The organism is Cupriavidus sp. SIMBA_020, assembly GCF_046535395.1.
Lineage (GTDB): Bacteria > Pseudomonadota > Gammaproteobacteria > Burkholderiales > Burkholderiaceae > Cupriavidus > Cupriavidus campinensis.
Genome location: NZ_JAWRWU010000999.1, coordinates 1 through 258 on the forward strand (window position 1 = coordinate 1; position 258 = coordinate 258).

Annotated in this window: 1 protein-coding gene; it reads right to left on the minus strand. The window is 64.3% G+C overall.

The window, feature by feature from the left end; all coding sequences use genetic code 11:
- A partial coding sequence (locus SB751_RS32475; RefSeq protein ID WP_410749319.1) for a transglycosylase domain-containing protein occupies positions 1-258 on the minus strand: 258 nt, incomplete at both ends.

The following is a 258-nucleotide window of genomic DNA, read 5'->3' on the forward strand; positions in this document are numbered from 1 at the left end:
TTCGGACGACAGGTAGAAGTTGCGCGCCACCTGCATGGTGATCGTGCTGCCGCCCTGGGTCTTGGATTGCTTGACGAGGTTCACGAGCACGGCGCGCACCATGCCCATCCAGTCGACGCCGCCATGCTGGTAGAAGCGGTCGTCCTCGGCCGCCAGCACCGCCTGGCGCATCACCGCCGGGATCTCGTCGAAGCGCAGCACGTTGCGGTGTTCTTCGCCGTATTCGCCGATCAGGACCTTGTCGGCGGTATAGATGCG